Source organism: Candidatus Pelagibacter bacterium nBUS_49 (genome assembly GCF_051200925.1).
Classification (GTDB): Bacteria; Pseudomonadota; Alphaproteobacteria; order Pelagibacterales; family Pelagibacteraceae; genus Pelagibacter.
This window is the reverse complement of record NZ_CP172837.1, coordinates 1,225,046-1,242,113: the sequence shown is the minus strand read 5'-3', so window position 1 is coordinate 1,242,113 and position 17,068 is coordinate 1,225,046. Positions and strand designations below refer to the sequence as shown.

General features: G+C 32.1%; 14 protein-coding genes. All 14 read left to right on the top strand.

Annotation, left to right across the window (positions count from 1 at the left end; translation table 11 throughout):
* Positions 1 to 23: 23 nt before the first annotated feature.
* Genes ACIJYF_RS06780 through ACIJYF_RS06715 form a run of 14 tightly spaced genes read left to right on the top strand, consistent with a single transcriptional unit; the run spans position 24 to position 17,068 of the window.
* Complete coding sequence (locus ACIJYF_RS06780) at positions 24 to 1,787, top strand: acyl-CoA dehydrogenase family protein (RefSeq protein ID WP_435116317.1); 1,764 nt, start codon at positions 24 to 26, stop codon at positions 1,785 to 1,787.
* Between the two features lie 2 nt (positions 1,788 to 1,789).
* Positions 1,790 to 3,406 (top strand): acyl-CoA synthetase, encoded by a 1,617-nt coding sequence (locus ACIJYF_RS06775; protein ID WP_435116315.1) that lies wholly within the window; start codon positions 1,790 to 1,792, stop codon positions 3,404 to 3,406.
* 8 nt (positions 3,407 to 3,414) lie between these two features.
* Positions 3,415 to 4,191 carry an alpha/beta fold hydrolase gene (locus ACIJYF_RS06770; RefSeq protein ID WP_435116313.1) on the top strand — a complete coding sequence of 259 codons (777 nt, stop codon included), beginning with the start codon at positions 3,415 to 3,417 and terminating at the stop codon, positions 4,189 to 4,191.
* On the top strand, positions 4,188 to 5,297 hold the full coding sequence (locus ACIJYF_RS06765) for a dimethylsulfoniopropionate demethylase (RefSeq protein WP_435116311.1): 1,110 nt from the start codon (positions 4,188 to 4,190) through the stop codon (positions 5,295 to 5,297). Before ACIJYF_RS06770 ends, ACIJYF_RS06765 begins: the two co-directional genes overlap by 4 nt.
* A gap of 19 nt (positions 5,298 to 5,316) precedes the next feature.
* Entirely contained in the window at positions 5,317 to 6,324 is a 1,008-nt protein-coding gene (locus ACIJYF_RS06760; RefSeq protein ID WP_435116309.1) for an aspartate-semialdehyde dehydrogenase, read from the top strand.
* The gene (sdhC, locus tag ACIJYF_RS06755) at positions 6,314 to 6,697 is read left to right on the top strand and encodes a succinate dehydrogenase, cytochrome b556 subunit (RefSeq protein WP_271487895.1); all 384 of its coding nucleotides are present in this window, start codon (positions 6,314 to 6,316) and stop codon (positions 6,695 to 6,697) included. Before ACIJYF_RS06760 ends, sdhC begins: the two co-directional genes overlap by 11 nt.
* 1 nt (position 6,698) lies before the next feature.
* Positions 6,699 to 7,025: a succinate dehydrogenase, hydrophobic membrane anchor protein gene (gene sdhD / locus ACIJYF_RS06750; RefSeq protein WP_271487893.1), complete on the top strand. Its 327-nt coding sequence runs from the start codon at positions 6,699 to 6,701 to the stop codon at positions 7,023 to 7,025.
* Complete coding sequence (sdhA, locus tag ACIJYF_RS06745; protein WP_435116307.1) at positions 7,025 to 8,800, top strand: succinate dehydrogenase flavoprotein subunit; 1,776 nt, start codon at positions 7,025 to 7,027, stop codon at positions 8,798 to 8,800. Before sdhD ends, sdhA begins: the two co-directional genes overlap by 1 nt.
* The gene (locus tag ACIJYF_RS06740) at positions 8,800 to 9,579 is read left to right on the top strand and encodes a succinate dehydrogenase iron-sulfur subunit (RefSeq protein ID WP_435116305.1); all 780 of its coding nucleotides are present in this window, start codon (positions 8,800 to 8,802) and stop codon (positions 9,577 to 9,579) included. Before sdhA ends, ACIJYF_RS06740 begins: the two co-directional genes overlap by 1 nt.
* Positions 9,580 to 9,618: 39 nt before the next feature.
* A complete protein-coding gene (locus ACIJYF_RS06735; RefSeq protein WP_435116303.1) occupies positions 9,619 to 11,112 on the top strand; it encodes a CoA-acylating methylmalonate-semialdehyde dehydrogenase in 1,494 nt (497 codons plus the stop codon).
* A gap of 9 nt (positions 11,113 to 11,121) precedes the next feature.
* Positions 11,122 to 12,084: a malate dehydrogenase gene (gene mdh, locus ACIJYF_RS06730; RefSeq protein ID WP_435116301.1), complete on the top strand. Its 963-nt coding sequence runs from the start codon at positions 11,122 to 11,124 to the stop codon at positions 12,082 to 12,084.
* A gap of 2 nt (positions 12,085 to 12,086) precedes the next feature.
* Positions 12,087 to 13,247 carry an ADP-forming succinate--CoA ligase subunit beta gene (sucC, locus tag ACIJYF_RS06725; RefSeq protein ID WP_435116299.1) on the top strand — a complete coding sequence of 387 codons (1,161 nt, stop codon included), beginning with the start codon at positions 12,087 to 12,089 and terminating at the stop codon, positions 13,245 to 13,247.
* Between the two features lies 1 nt (position 13,248).
* Positions 13,249 to 14,124, top strand: a complete 876-nt coding sequence (sucD, locus tag ACIJYF_RS06720) for a succinate--CoA ligase subunit alpha (protein ID WP_435116297.1) — start codon at positions 13,249 to 13,251, stop codon at positions 14,122 to 14,124.
* Between the two features lie 34 nt (positions 14,125 to 14,158).
* Positions 14,159 to 17,068 (top strand): 2-oxoglutarate dehydrogenase E1 component, encoded by a 2,910-nt coding sequence (locus ACIJYF_RS06715; protein ID WP_435116295.1) that lies wholly within the window; start codon positions 14,159 to 14,161, stop codon positions 17,066 to 17,068.

Genomic DNA, 17,068 nt, shown 5'->3' with positions numbered 1-17,068 from the left:
TAGAATTATTCTAAACTTTAAATATGCTAAGTTACACCGCTCCAATAGAGGATATGCTATTTCTTTTTGAGAAGTTGAGAGATAATAAAAATTATAATGAATTAAAAAAATACGATGAGGTTACTACAGATTTAGTTAAAGATATCTTAGATGAAGCGGCAAAAATAAACCAAAATTTAATTTTACCTCTTGCAAAGACAGGAGATGAAAATCCTGCTGTTTTAGAAAATGGAGTAGTTAGAACACCTCCAGGTTACAAAGAAGCTTACCAAAAGTACATTGAAGATGGTTGGACATCATTATCTTGTGATCCAAAATTTGGTGGTCAGGGTATGCCAAAAACAGTTAGTGCGTTCTTTGATGAAATGCTTTCTTCAGCAAGCTTATCTTTTAAATTATATAGTGAATTAAGTATTGGTGCTTATAATTGTATTAATCATCATGCCCCTGAGGAGATTAAAGAAAAATATTTACCAAAAATAGTTGAGGGAAAATGGAGCGGCACTATGTGTTTAACGGAGCCAGTTTGTGGAACTGATTTAGGTCTGCTAAAAACAAAAGCCGCACAACAAAGTGATGGTACTTACAAAATTAGTGGTCAAAAAATATTTATTACATCAGGAGATCATGATTTAACTGAAAATATTATTCATTTAGTTTTAGCAAGACCAACAGACTCTCCAGCAGGGACTAAAGGTATAAGTTTATTTTTAGTTCCAAAATTTATTGTTAATGATGATGGAACAGTAGGACAAAGAAATGGAATATCGACAGGATCAATTGAAAGTAAAATGGGCATTAAAGGATCGGCCACATGTGTTTTAAATTTTGATGAGGCAACAGGTTATATGATTGGATCAAAAGACAAAGGTTTAAATGCAATGTTTACTATGATGAATTTGGAAAGAATTGTTGTTGGCATTCAAGGTTTGGGTATTTCAGAAATTGCTTATCAAAACTCATTGGCTTACGCTAAAGAGAGAAAACAAGGTAAAACTAACAATACAAAATCTACAAATGGTGCAGATTTTATAATTGAGCACGCGGATATCAGAAAGTCTTTATTGAATATGAAGTCTATAATTGAAGGAGAAAGAGCTCTATGTTTTTGGCTTTCTCAACAAACAGAAGTTAGTCTTTATCATCCAGATGATAAAATTAAACAGGAAGCTTCTGATTATGTTTCGCTAATGACCCCTGTTGTAAAATCATTATTCACTGATTTAGCAATGGAAATAACCAATGATGCCATGCAAATTCATGGGGGATATGGATACACAAAAGACCAAGGAATTGAGCAATTATACAGAGATAACCGAATTACTCCAATTTATGAAGGTACAAATTCAGTTCAAGCAGCTGATTTAGTTTTCAGAAAACTTTCAAACAAAAATGGAAATATCATTCAAAAATTTTTAGACATGGTTAAAGTTGAGACCGATAGTAAGAATGAAAAAGTTAAGTCATATTCTAAAGAATTAAGTTATTACTTAGATATTTTGTACAAATTTACTGGTTGGATAGAGGACAAAACTAAAATTGAAAAAGATGATGTTAGTGCAGCTGCAAACGATTATTTAAAAACACTTGGTTATGTATCAATAGCATATTCATGGATTAAAGTTTTAGAAGTAAGTTTTAATGACTATGAGTTTAATAAAGAGTTTTATGAAGATAAAATAAATACTGCAAAATTTTATTTTGATAAGGTCTTACCTCGAGCAGAGTTTCACTACAAATCTGCAATATCAGGAAGTTCAAATATAATGAATTTTAAATTTAATTAATCATGAGTAGTTACGATACAAATTTAAATAAAAATAAAGCTAATCATATCCCTCTTACTCCATTATCATTTTTACAAAGAGCAAAAGATGTTTACCCTAATTATGAAGCAATAGTTTATGAAGATAGAAAATACACATGGACAGAAGTTTATAAAAGAGCTGTAAAATTTGCGAGCGCTTTATCAAAAATTGGAATTGGTAAAGGAGATACAGTTTCATTTTTAGCATTTAACACTCCTGAAATTTTTGAGGCACATTATTCAGTTCCAATGATGGGTGGAGTATTAAACACTATCAATGTTAGGTTAGATGCAAATACTATTGCTTATATTTTAGATCATAGTGAAGCTAAAGTATTAGTCGTTGATAGACAACTGCATGTCGAGGTCAAAAAAGCTTTAGATAAGATAAGTAAAAAAATTACTATCATTGATATAAACGACAAACATACAGACCAATCAAAGTTAGAAAAAATTGGCGATCTAGAGTACGAGGGTTTTTTAAATACTGGTGATGAAAATTATGACTGGAAAATGCCAGAGGATGAGTGGCAAGCTATATCTTTAAGCTATACTTCAGGAACAACAGGCAATCCTAAGGGAGTTGTTTACCATCATAGAGGTGCGTACTTGATGTCTACCGGAAGTACAGTTGCCTGGAATATGCCAAATAGGTTGAATTTTTTAACAATTGTTCCAATGTTTCATTGTAATGGTTGGTGTTATCCTTGGACTGTCCCAATGTTAAATGGAAGAACTATTTGCCTAAGGAATATAGATGTTAAAAAGATATTTGAACTAATAGATAAATATAATGTGACTCATTTTGGTGGTGCACCAATCATATTAAATATGATTACAGGAGCACCAGAAGCTGATCAAAAAAAACTCAAAAACAAAGTTTATGTATTAACAGCAGGTGCCCCTCCGCCTAGTATCATTTTTAAGAAGATGAAAGAACTCGGTTTTGAGGTGATGCATGTTTATGGACTAACAGAAACTTATGGTCATGTTACCCAGTGTGCTTGGAACAATGAATGGAATGATTTTGATGAAGATAAACAGAATGAAATTAAAGCTCGACAAGGTGTTAGGTATCCAAATACCGAAGGGGTTACAGTAATGGATCCAGAAACAATGAAACAAGTCCCTTATGATGGAAAAACTATTGGTGAAATTATGATTAGAGGAAATGTTGTAATGAAAGGATATTTCAAAGATAAAGCTGCAACAGATAAAGCAATGTCTGGTGGATGGTTTCATACTGGTGATTTAGCAGTTATGCACCCAGATGGTTATGTTAAGATACAGGATAGATCTAAAGATATTATTATTTCTGGAGGTGAAAATATTTCATCTATTGAAATTGAAAATACACTTGCAAAACACCCTTCAGTATCCATTGCTGCAGTAGTTGCAAAACCTGATGAAAAATGGGGTGAAGTTCCTTGTGCATTTATAGAAATGGTTCAAGATAAACCAGTTACAGAAAAAGAATTAATAGACTTTTGTAAGGAAACTCTAGCAGGTTTTAAAGTACCTAAAAAAGTTATTTTCTGTGAGTTGCCAAAAACATCAACAGGAAAAATTCAGAAATTTGAATTAAGAAAACAGTTTTAGGAAAATATTTGATATTCGAGCTAGAAAATAAAAGTGTTCACACATCAGACGCTGGAAAAGAATTAGATCATAAAAAAGAAACTATTATTTTTCTTCATGGCAGTGGTCTTTCACATATAGTTTGGTCTTTAGTTGAACAATTTTTTTCAAACAAAAACTTTAATGTATTATCAATTGATCTACCTGGACATGGCAATTCAGAAGGCCCTTGTCTTAAAACAATTGAAGAGATTGCTGAATGGTTAGAAAAAGTATTTATTAAGTTAAAAATTGAGAAAATTATTTTAGTTGGTCATTCTCAAGGATGTTTAGAAATGCTTGAGTACTCAAATAAATACAAGAATAGGCTAAAAAAGTTAGTTTTTATAGGTGGATCTTATAAAATGCCTGTAAATCAAGATTTAATAGATCTAGCAGAAAGTGGAGATACAGATGCTGTTAAACTAATGATGAAGTGGGGTTATGAAGGGTCAAAAAAATTCATAGGTGGAAATCCTATAAAAAGAATAATCCAATCCCCAAGAGATATTAGTCAGATATTAGGAGTAGATCTTGTCGCTTGTAATAATTATGTAAATGGTTCTAATGCTGTAAAAACAATTGATTGTCCAACAATGTTTGTGTTTGGTGCTCTAGACAAAATGGTTAACATTGAGGTTGGAAAAAAATTTGCAAACATGGTTGATAATTCAACTACTCATATAATTGATGGGTGTGGCCACATGATTATGATTGAAAAAGCCTTTGAAATGAGAGAGAAAGTCTTGGAATTTTTACAAAAATGAAAAATTTTTCAATAGCAAAATCTAGAAGACTTAGAAGTACACCTTACACTTCCAGAATAGAAACACAGGGTGTAACGGCTTACACAGTTTATAATCACATGCTTCTACCAGCTGCGTTTGGATCTATCGAGGAATCTTATGAACATCTAAAAAAAGATGTTCAAGTTTGGGATGTTGCAGCCGAACGACAAGTTGAAATTCAAGGAAAAGATTCTGCAAAACTTGTTCAATTAATGACTTGTAGAGATTTATCAAAATCAAAAATTGGTAGATGTTATTATTGCCCAATCATTGATGATGAGGGAAATTTGGTAAATGACCCCGTAGTTTTAAAGTTAGCAGAGGATAAATGGTGGATATCGATTGCTGACTCAGATGTGATCTTTTTTGCAAAAGGTTTAGCTTCTGGATACAACTTTGATGTCAAAATTGTTGAACCAATTGTTGATATTATTGCAGTTCAAGGTCCTAAATCTTTTGATCTAATGGAAAAAGTATTTGGAAAAATAATCAAAGAATTAAAATTTTTTGGCTTTAGTTATTTTGACTTTGAAGGATCACAACAGTTAATTGCAAGATCAGGTTGGTCTAAACAAGGAGGATACGAGGTATATGTTCAAGACACCCAATCAGGGCAAAAATTGTACGACTACTTGTTTGAAGTAGGAAAAGAATTTAATGTAAAACCAGGTTGTCCAAATTTAATTGAAAGAATTGAAAGTGGGTTGCTTTCGTATGGAAATGATTTTGATAATAATGATAATCCTCTAGAGTGTGGTTTTGATCAATATGTTTCATTAGATAGTGAAATTAATTTCCTAGGAAAAGAAAAACTTAAAAAAATTAAATTAGATGGAATTAAAAAAAAATTAATGGGTGTTAAATTAGATGCTAAAGAAATTAGTATGTCAGGATCGTTAGATCTGAAAGATGATAATGGTAAAATTATTGGAGAATTGAGATCAGCGTGTTATTCCCCACATTTTGGAAAAGTTATAGGAATAGCCATGATGAAAAAACCTCATTGGGAAGTACCTCAAAGCTTAAAAGCTGAGATAAACGGTAATATATTTACCGGAAACGTTTGCGATTTGCCTTTCATTTAGTATAAACTTCAACAAAATCATGAATATAGCTATCGTTGGAGCCACTGGTAATGTTGGTAGAAAAATATTGGAAGTTCTGGAAAAGAAAGAGCTAGCTATAGATAATTTATATTTACTAGCCTCATCTAGAAGTGCTGGATCTAAAATTAATTTTAACGGAAAAGAACATGAGGTAATTGATCTTGAAACTTTTGATTTTTCGAAAGTAAAAATAACCTTTTTTGCAGCTGGAGGAAAAATTTCAGAAAATTTTGCTGAAATTGCAGCTAAGTATTCTTTAGTAATTGATAGCTCAAGTTTTTATAGAATGGACCCTGATGTTCCTTTAATAGTGCCTCAAGTAAATTCAGATCATCTAAATAACATAAAAAAAAATATTATCGCAAATCCAAACTGCTCAACTGCTCAACTTGTTATAGCTTTAAAACCTTTGCATGATTTATTTAAAATTAAAAGAATAGTTGTTTCAACATACCAATCAGTTTCAGGAGGAGGAAAAGCTCCTATGGATGAATTGATAGAACAAACAAAACAAGTTTTACAAAATGATAAGGTTGAGTCTAAAAACTTTACAAAACAAATTGCATTTAATGCAATTCCCCACATAGATGTATTTGCAGATGATGGTTATACGAAAGAAGAACTTAAAATGACAAATGAAACCAAAAAGATTTTAGGTAATGATGTAGATCTAACAGCTACATGTGTAAGATTACCTGTATTAGTTTCACACTCAGAGTCAGCTAACATAGAATTTGAAAAACCATTTACATTAGAAAAAGTTAGAGAAGCTCTAGATAATTTTGAAGGTTGCAAAGTAATTGATGAACGAGCTGATGGAGGTTATTCAACACCCTTAGAGGCTGAGGGAAAAGATGAAACTTTTATTTCAAGAATAAGAGAAGATAAAACTGTGACTAATGGTTTAAATATATGGATTGTATCAGATAATCTTTTAAGAGGAGCGGCCTTAAATGCAGTAGAAATTGCAGAAACATTAATTAAAAATAATTTTTATGGAAAATAAAAATCCATTATCTCCACATATACAGATTTATAGATGGCACATCTCATCTCTAGTATCTATTTCACACCGAATAACAGGAATTATTAATATCGTTGCGATAACGCTAATTTGTATTTGGGTTTCTTTATTAATTTTAGGAGATGCAAACTACAATTTTATAAATCAATTTCTAAATTCTATTTTTGGTAAATTTATTGTACTGGGATTAGTTTGGTCATTTAGTTTTCAAATGCTAAGTGAGATCAGACATTTAATAATGGATATGGGCTATGGTTTTGAATTACAAACAACTCGTATATCTGGTCTCATGGTTATTTTTGGATCATTTTTATTAACTATTTTGATTTATTTAATAGGTAAAAATTTTATTTAATATGAATTTAGCAACAAAAAAATGGGTTTTCCTTAAGATATCATCAGTAATTTTATTACCTTTAATGTTTTGGTTTATTATTAATTTTGTAAATGTTTATGACAATGACTATCTAGAGATTGTAAAATTTTTTACCACCCCAGTTTCTAAGTTTTTATTTAGTTTGTTTATTATTTTTGCTTATTTTTTTTCTTCACTAACCATAAGTGAGGTTTTTGAAGACTATATAGCCGATGATAAAATCAAATATGTCGCAAACAGACTATTATTTATTTCTGCTATAATTATACCATTATTAACAATTATTTTTTTATTTAATCTTAGCTAATGAGTTCTTACAAAATTATTGATCATGAATATGATGTTGTTGTTCTTGGAGCAGGTGGATCTGGTTTAAGAGCTGCTGTCGGTTTAAGTGAGGCTGGATTAAAAACAGCATGTATTTCAAAAGTTTTCCCAACAAGAAGTCACACTTCTGCTGCTCAAGGTGGTATTTCAGCAGCTTTAGGAAATATGGGTGAAGATGATTGGAGATGGCACATGTATGACACTGTTAAGGGTGCTGATTGGTTGGGTGATCAAGATAGTATTGAGTACTTATGTAAAGAAGCTCCAAAAGCAGTAATAGAATTAGAAAAATATGGCGTTCCGTTTAGCAGAACTGAAGAAGGTAAAATTTATCAAAGACCTTTTGGTGGGATGACTAAAAATTATGGTAATGGCATTGTTCAAAGAACTTGTGCTGCAGCTGATAGAACAGGTCATGCAATATTGCATACTCTGTATGGACAGGCCTTAAAACATAACACTGAATTTTTTATAGAATATTTTGCTTTAGATTTATTGATGAAAGATGGAGAGTGCAAAGGATTAATAGCATGGAATTTAAATGATGGAACAATTCATAGATTTAGAGCACATACGGTAATTATTGCAACAGGGGGTTATGGAAAAGTTTACTATTCAGCAACATCAGCACATACATGTACAGGTGATGGAAATGCAATGGTGTTAAGAGCTGGATTACCTTTGCAAGATATGGAATTTGTACAATTTCATCCAACAGGAATATATGGTCATGGTACTCTAATAACAGAAGGAGCCAGAGGAGAAGGGGGTTATCTTACAAATTCAAAAGGTGAGAGATTTATGGAAAGATATGCTCCTAATGCAAAAGATCTAGCATCAAGAGACGTAGTTAGTAGATCAATGTCTGTAGAAATTAACGAGGGAAGAGGAGTTGGAAAAGACCAAGATCATGTTCATTTAAATCTAAGCCATTTAGATAAAGAAATCATTGAAAGTAGATTGCCAGGAATTACTGATGCTGCAAGATTGTTTGCAAATGTCGATGTTACTAAGGAACCAATTCCAGTTGTTCCAACCGTTCATTATAATATGGGTGGTATTCCAACAAATTATAAAGGTGAAGTATTGACAGTAAATGGTTCTGAAAAAACAGTACCAGGGCTAATGGCAATTGGTGAGGCGGCTTGTGTTTCGGTTCATGGAGCTAATAGATTAGGTTCAAATTCTCTTATTGATTTAGTGGTGTTTGGTAGAGCAGCAGCAAAGAGAGCTTCTGAGTTAGTTAAACCTGGAACACCTCATGAGGAAATTAGTGAAAATGAAACACAAAAATGTATTGATAGATTTGATAAAATTAGAAATGCTGATGGAGATAAAGGTACAGCTGATTTAAGACTTGAGATGCAAAAAACAATGCAATCTAAATGTGCAGTTTTTAGAACAGAAAAAACTCTCAAAGAAGGAGTTGAAGAAATAAGAAAAACTTATGATGGACTAGACTCTATATCGGTAAAAGATAAATCATTAGTTTTTAATACTGATTTAGTTGAAACTTTAGAGTTCGATAATTTGATTAGACAAGCTGTAGTGACAGTAGACTCTGCGTATAATAGAAAAGAAAGTAGAGGAGCACATGCTCGAGAAGATTATCCTAAAAGAGATGACGAAAAATTTATGCAACATACACTCGCTTGGTGCGATGGCAAAAATACAAAAATTAGTTATAGAGAGGTACATAAGTCAACTTTAACAAATGAAGTGCAATATTTCCCACCACAAGAAAGAGTTTATTAATGGTTCAAATAAATTTACCTAAAAATTCTGAAGTAACTAAAGGTAAATATTATCAAAATAAAACTAGTTCAAAAAATATAAGAAAAGTTAATGTCTATAGATGGGACCCTTCTACAGGAGAAAACCCTAGGATAGATACCTATGAAGTGGATATGGATAATTGTCCATCAAAAGTTTTAGATATTCTTAATAAAATTAAAAATGAAATTGATCCAACATTAGCTTATCGTAGATCTTGTGCTCATGGAGTTTGTGGATCTTGCGCTATGAACATGGGAGGAAAAAATGGTCTTGCATGTACTACGCCACACTCAGAAATTGATGGAGACATAGATATTTATCCTTTACCACACTTAAAAATAAAAAAAGATTTGATTGGCGACTTAGATGGCCTTTACAAACAATATCAATCAATTGAACCTTGGTTAAAAAATAATTCAACAAAAGAAACAGCTGAAATAGCTCAGTCAAAAGAAGAAAGAGCTAAACTTGATGGAGCATATGAATGTATTATGTGTGCTTGTTGTTCAACATCTTGCCCGAGTTACTGGTGGAATGGTGATAAATATTTAGGTCCTGCAGTTCTTCTTCAAGCTTATAGATGGATAGTTGATAGTAGAGATGAAGAAAGAAAGGCAAGATTAAAAAAAGTTGCTGATGAATTAAAACTTTATAGATGTCACACTATTCTAAATTGTACTAGTGCATGTCCAAAGGGCTTAAATCCTGCAAAAGCAATAGCTGAATTAAAAAAAATGATAGCTACAGCCAATGTTTAAATAGACTAATAAGTATTTTTGATCTAAAACACCGTATTCATGAAGTTAATCGAACACTATGTAGGTGGAAAAATTATCCCAGGTAATTCTGATAGAAAAGCAAAAGTTTCTAATCCTGCAACTGGAGAGCAAGAGTCTGAAGTAAGACTTGCTTCAAAATCAGATTTAGATTTAGTAGTCGAAGTTGCAAAAAAAGCATTTGAAACTTGGTCTTTAAAACCTGCTCTTCAAAGAGCGAGGGTAATGTTTAAATTTAAAGAGTTGATAGAAAAAAACTCTGATGAACTTACAAAACTAATAGTTTCTGAACATGGAAAAGTTTATGAAGATGCAAGAGGCTCATTGACTAGAGGATTAGAAGTTGTTGAGTTTGCATGTGGAATTCCAAACTTATTAAAAGGTGAATTTTCTGAAAATGTAGGAACAAATGTAGATAGTTGGTCTATGAGACAATCATTAGGAGTTGTTGCAGGAATTACACCATTCAATTTCCCAGCAATGGTTCCAATGTGGATGTTCCCAATAGCTATTGCATGTGGAAACACATTTATACTTAAGCCATCAGAAAAAGATCCCTCATGTCCAATGAGATTAGCTGAACTACTTACAGAGGCTGGACTTCCAGATGGTGTATTCAATGTAGTTAATGGTGATAAAGAGTCTGTAGATGCAATTTTAGAAAATAAAGACATAAAAGCAGTTAGCTTTGTAGGCTCAACACCTATAGCAAAATATATTTATGAAAATTCAGCCAAAAATGAAAAAAGAGTTCAAGCATTAGGGGGAGCTAAAAATCATTTAGTCGTTATGCCTGACTGTGATTTAGATGGAGCTGTAAATGGATTGATGGGTGCAGCGTATGGTTCTGCTGGAGAAAGATGTATGGCCCAATCAGTTGCGTTAGCTGTCGGAGATATTGGTGATGAATTAGTTTCAAGACTATCAAAAAAAGCGGAGGCTTTAAAAGTTGGTCCAGGAATGGATAAAACATCTGAAATGGGACCTTTAGTTACTAAAGAGCATTTAGAAAAAGTTAAAAGCTATGTAGACCTTGGTGTTGAAGAGGGAGCAAAACTAGTTGTAGATGGAAGAAACTTAAAACTTCAAGGTTATGAAAATGGTTTTTATATAGGCGGTTGTTTGTTTGACCATGTTAATAAAGATATGAGAATTTATAAAGAAGAGATATTTGGTCCAGTGTTGTCAGTAGTTAGAGTAAAAACTTTTGAAGATGCAGTTAAACTAATTAACGATCATGAATATGGAAATGGAGTTAGCATTTACACAAGAGATGGAGATGCAGGAAGAACTTTTGCAAATAAAATTCAAGTAGGCATGGTTGGTATTAATGTTCCAATTCCAGTTCCAATGGCGTTTCATAGTTTTGGTGGGTGGAAAAGATCTTTATTTGGAGATAGTGGAATGCACGGAATGGAAGGAATAAAATTTTATACAAAATTAAAAACAGTAACATCAAGGTGGCCATCTGGTGTCCGTTCAAATGCGGAATTTGTGATGCCAACAATGAAATAAGGAAAAAAAATGAGTAAAATATCTTTAATTGGTGCAGGTCAAATAGGTGGGACTTTAGCACACTTAATTGGAACAAAAGAATTAGTAGATGAAGTAGTTTTGTTTGATGTTGCAAGTGGAATAGCAAAAGGAAAAGCGCTTGATATAGCACAATCTTCATCAGTAGATGGTTTTAATGTAAAATTTTCAGGCACAGATGACTATAAAGATATTAAAGACTCAGATGTAATCATCATTACTGCTGGAGTGCCAAGAAAACCAGGCATGAGCAGAGATGATTTGTTAGGAATTAATTTAAAAATTATTAAACAAGTAGCAGAAGGTATTAAACAAAATGCTCCTAACGCTTTTGTTATATGTATTACTAATCCTTTGGATGTCATGGTTATGGCATTTCAAAAATTTTCTAGTTTACAGGCTAACAAGGTTGTTGGGATGGCTGGAATTTTAGATAGTTCAAGATTTAAATTATTTTTATCTTTAGAATTAAATGTTCCAGTAAAAGAAATAGATGCAATGGTAATGGGAGGACATGGAGATACTATGGTGCCAATGCCTAGGTTTACAAAAGTTTCAGGAAAACCTTTGCTTGATCTAGTAAAAGAGGGAAAAATTTCTCAAGAAAGATTAGAGGAAATAAATCAAAGAACTAGAGATGGTGGAGCTGAAATAGTTAAATATCTTGAAAAAGGATCTGCATTTTATGCTCCTGCAGCATCAGGAGTTCAGATGGCAGAGGCATACTTAAAAGATGAAAAAAAATTACTACCATGCGCAATTCAATTAAATGGAGAGTATGGAGTAAGTGATGTCTACGCGGGTGTTCCAGTGATTATTGGAAAAGATGGAGTGGAAAAAATCGAGCAAATTGATTTAGATGATAAAGAAAAAAAAGAATTTATGCATTCTATCGATGCAGTCAAAGCTCTTTGGGAAGCAGCATCTAAAATAGATCCTGATCTTTCTAAGTAATAATGAACATTCACGAACATCAAGCTAAACAAATTTTAAAGAAATATGGTGTAACTGTTCCTGAGGGTGTGTTTGCACTTTCTGTTGATGAATTAGTAGAAAAAGCAAAATCATTAAATACAAAAAAATATGTTTTAAAAGCTCAAATCCACGCTGGAGGAAGAGGTAAAGCAGGAGGTGTAAAAATTTTAGATACTATTGAAGAATTAAGTAAAGCAGCAAAAGAGCTGATGGGAAAAACTTTGGTAACTCACCAAACAGGTCCTGAGGGAAGAGAAGTTAAAAGATTATATGTAGAAGAGTCTTCAAATATAGACAAAGAGTTTTATTTATCTTGTTTAGTTGATAGAGCGAGTTCAAAAATAGCCTTTATATCTAGTGATCAAGGTGGAATGGATATCGAAGAAGTAGCAAGTAGTACTCCTGAAAAAATTATAACAACTAAAGTTGATATAAATAATGAAATTTCAGATAAAGATTGTGAAGAGATAATTAAAATTTTTAACTTAAGTAATAGTGCAAAAACACAAGCAATTTCACTAATAAAATCAATATATCAAATGTTTATAAGTACGGATGCAAACATGGTTGAAGTTAATCCACTAATTTTAACTAAAGAAGAAAAAATAATTTGTTTGGATGCTAAAGTAAATTTTGATTCTAACGCTTTATTTAGGCACCCAGAAATTGTTGAACTAAGAGATTTAAATGAAGAAGATCCAACAGAGATAGAAGCAAGCAAACATGATCTAGCTTACATTAAGTTGGATGGAAGCATTGGTTGTATGGTTAATGGCGCAGGTTTAGCTATGGCAACTATGGATATAATTAAATTATATGGAAAAGAGCCAGCTAATTTTTTAGATGTTGGTGGTGGTGCTTCAAAAGAAAAAGTTTCAGCAGCCTTAAAAATAATTCTATCAGACAAAAATGTTAAAGGAATTTTAGTTAATATTTTTGGAGGCATAATGAGATGTGATGTTCTTGCTCAGGGCGTTGTTGATGCAGCAAAAGAAATAAATATTAGTGTTCCATTAGTTGTTAGACTTGCTGGGACAAATTTTAAAGAAGGAAAAGAAATATTGGATAACTCAGGTTTAAAATTAATATCAGCTGATAATTTAGATGATGCAGCAAAAAAAATTGTTGAGGCAATAAAATAAAATGTCTGTTTTAGTAAATAAAAATACAAAAGTAATTTGCCAAGGCTTCACAGGTGCTCATGGCACTTTTCATTCTGAACAAGCAATTAAATATGGAACTAATTTAGTTGGTGGAGTAACTCCTAAAAAAGGTGGTCAAAAACATTTAGATCGACTTGTTTTTAATAGTGTTGTTGAGGCAAAAAATAGTGTTGGTGCAGATGCAACAATGATTTATGTGCCTGCTAAATTTGCTGCTGCTGCAATTATAGAAGCAATAGATGCATCTGTAGAATTAATAGTTTGTATTACTGAAGGTATTCCCGTTCAGGATATGCTTAAAGTAAGACAAAAATTAATTGGCTCAAAGAGCAGATTGATTGGACCAAATTGCCCAGGAATAATTACACCAGATGAGTGCAAAATTGGAATTATGCCAGGAAATATTCACAAAAGAGGATCGGTTGGAATTGTATCAAGATCTGGAACACTTACCTACGAGGCGGTTGCGCAAACAACTGAAAATGGTTTGGGTCAATCAACTTGTATTGGTATTGGAGGTGATCCGATTAATGGAACAAACTTTATTGATTGCCTAGATTTATTTTTAAATGATGAAGAAACAGAATCTATTTTAATGATAGGAGAAATTGGGGGTACAGCAGAAGAAGAAGCTGCAGAATTCGTTAAAAATCATAAAATCAAAAAACCAATTGTTGGTTTTATTGCAGGAATTACAGCCCCTCCAGGACGGAGAATGGGTCATGCAGGAGCTATTATCTCGGGAGGAAAAGGTGGTGCTGAAGATAAGATTGAGAAAATGGAGGAATCTGGGATTACTGTCGCTAAATCGCCATCAATAATTGGAAAAACTTTATTTAATAAATTGTCAAATTGAAAAATAATATTAGAGGATTATATTAAATAAATAGATGTCAGCATCAAAAAATCTCGAATACGAAAAAACTTCATTTTTAAACAAATCTAATAGTGCTTTTATTGAGCGAATGTACCTTAAGTTTGTTAATAAAGATGCAGATTTACCAGATAGTTGGAAAGATTATTTTGAAGGTATTGGAGAAGAATTAAATATTATTGCAAAAGAAATTAATGGCCCTTCTTGGGGGCCAAAAAAAAATACAATAGATATTGATGAGTTACAGAAAAAAATTGATCAAGAGGATCAAAATTCAAATGATGCTGTTGTCAATTTTAAAGGCGAAAATGTAATCTCTTCTAGATCAAATGAAGACTCTATTAAAGCTGTCTCAATGATTAGATCATACAGACAACGAGGACATCTTATAGCCAAGCTTGATCCACTTGAACTGATTAAATCAGATTATTTAGATGAGCTTCACCCAGAGTCTTTTGGTTTTAAAAAAAATGATTATCAAAAAAATATTTATCTTGGTGGTGTGATCAACAAACAGAATTCAAATATTAAGGATATACTGGATTTTTTAAAAAAAACTTATTGTGAATCAGTTGGTTATGAATACATGCACATATCAAATCCTACAGAGAGAAAATGGTTTAGAGATAGAATTGAAAAATCAGAAGATAATTTAAATTTTACTAAAAATGGTAAGGAAGCAATTTTAAACAAACTAATTCAAGCTGAAGGTTTTGAAAAATTTCTTCATACAAAATATGTTGGAACTAAAAGATTTGGATTAGATGGAGGTGAAAGTTTAATTCCTGCTTTAGAACAAATAATTAAAATTAGTGGCCAGTCTCAAGTAAAAGAAGTTAAGATTGGTATGTCTCATAGAGGAAGATTAAATGTTTTAGCCAATGTGTTGCAAAAGTCATACAAAAGAATATTTAATGAGTTTGCTGGAGAGTTTGCGGTATCATCAGATGAAGGTGCGGGAGATGTAAAATATCATTTAGGTGCTTCATCTAATAGAGAGTTTGATGGAAATTCAGTCCATGTAAGTTTAACTGATAATCCATCACATCTAGAAGCTGTTAACCCAGTTGTGCTTGGTCAGACTAGAGCAAAACAATATTTTCACAAAGATAAACAAAGAAATAAAGTAATACCAATCTTAATTCATGGTGATGCAGCATTTGCTGGCCAAGGTGTTGTGGCTGAATGTTTTGCAATGTCTGGACTGCCTGGACATAATACTGGCGGCACAATTCATATAATAGTTAATAATCAAATAGGATTTACCACTAGCCCAAGGTTTGCTAGATCCTCTCCATATCCTTCTGACATAGCAAAAATGGTTGATGCTCCAATAATACATGCAAATGGAGATGATCCAGAAGCAGTTGTTTATGCGGCTAGAATAGCGACTGAGTTTAGATTAAAGTTTAATAGAGATGTAGTTATAGATCTAATTTGTTATAGAAGGTTTGGTCATAACGAAGGAGACGAGCCATCTTTTACTCAACCTTTGATGTATGAAAAAATTAGATCGCATCCTTCAACAACAAAAGTTTATGGAAAAAAACTTATAGAAGAAAATGTTATATCAAGTGAAATTTTAGATAATTCTATAAAGACTTTTAAAAACTTACTTGATGATCAGTTTAAAAATGCAAAAGATTACAAACCAAAAATTGCTTGGTTTGAAGGAACATGGTCAGCTTATAAACCAGAAAAAGGAAAAGATAAAAGAGGTGTAACAGGCGCAGATACTAAAAAACTGTTAGAGATTTCAGAAAAAATAAATGCATCTTCTGATGAATTAAATTTACACAAAACTATAGTTAAAATATTAAATAATAGAAAAGAAGCTGTTAAGAGAGGATCCAATATTGATTGGTCAACAGCAGAATCTTTAGCATTTGGATCTCTATTAGAAGAAGGTTATCCAGTAAGATTAGTTGGTCAAGACTCTGGAAGAGGAACTTTTAGTCAAAGACATTCTGTTTTAAGAAATCAAAAAGATAATAGTCGATATGTTCCTTTGAATAATATTTCAAACACTCAAAAACAATTTGAAATTGTTGATAGTTTTTTATCTGAATTGGCAGTTCTAGGATTTGAGTATGGTTATAGTTTAGTTGAGCCCAATACTCTTACCTTATGGGAGGCACAGTTTGGAGATTTTGCAAATGGTGCTCAGGTTGTAATTGATCAATTTATTGCTTCTGGAGAAAGAAAATGGAGAAGAGCTTCTGGATTGGTAATGTTATTACCTCATGGATATGAAGGTCAAGGACCAGAACATTCATCGGCTAGATTAGAAAGATTTTTACAGTTGTGTTCGAATGATAACATGCAAGTTATGAATTGCACAACTCCTGCAAATTATTTTCACGCACTAAGAAGACAAATGCATAGAGACTTCAGAAAGCCCCTAATCATGATGACTCCAAAATCTTTGCTTAGAAATAAATATTGTGTTTCAAATTTAGAAGATTTTAGTAAATCGAATTCTTTTCATAGAATACTTTGGGATCATGCAATAGATCCGCAGTCTAAAGGTTTTATAAAATTAAAAGAAAGTTCCAAAATTAAAAAAGTAATTATGTGTTCAGGAAAAGTTTATTTTGATTTATTAGAAGCTAGAGAAAAATTAAAAAAAGATGATGTGATTTTGTTTAGAATAGAACAACTTTATCCATTTCCAGCAAAAACTCTTGTTAAGGAGCTTAAACCATATGCTGAAAGTGCTAAATTTTTTTGGTGCCAGGAAGAGCCTAAAAATATGGGTGCTTGGTTCTCAGTAAGAGATTATATCCAATGGACATTAGATACTATTAAGGCTAATAATAACGAAATTTCTTATATAGGAAGAAGCCCTGATGCATCTCCAGCGACTGGATATGCGAAGAGGCACATTTCTCAACAACAAGAAATAATTAATAAGGTTTTTGAGTAA